This is a genomic window from Sphingomonas sp. CFBP 8765 (assembly GCF_014841445.1).
GTDB lineage: Bacteria > Pseudomonadota > Alphaproteobacteria > Sphingomonadales > Sphingomonadaceae > Sphingomonas > Sphingomonas aerolata.
Genome location: NZ_JACYTY010000039.1, coordinates 1 through 266 on the forward strand (window position 1 = coordinate 1; position 266 = coordinate 266).

Consider the following 266-nt stretch of genomic DNA (forward strand, 5'->3'; position numbering starts at 1 on the left):
AAAGCGGAGGTTAGAGGATCATACCTTGGCGGTATGCGAGCTTTGCAGATCCACGCGGTTTCTCGCCGCGGCTCGTAACTTCGAGGCTAATCTGCGCTCGATCGATGCGCGTAAGAAGCACTCCAAGGCAGTCATACTTCCGCATATCATTTTCCGCGTCAGTTTCGACGTGGACCTCTAAACGATTTGGGTCGGGGCCGAAATTGCGAATGACTGCGTCTGTTCCATAGTAGCGTTGTATCGTTTGCTTAATAAACTCGACCTCG

At 51.9% G+C, this 266-nt stretch carries 1 protein-coding gene; it reads right to left on the reverse strand.

The genetic code is table 11. The features are described 5' to 3' along the window. Window positions 1-10: 10 nt before the first annotated feature. A partial coding sequence (locus IFT87_RS20230) for a hypothetical protein (RefSeq protein ID WP_206757247.1) occupies window positions 11-266 on the reverse strand: 256 nt, incomplete at its 5' end.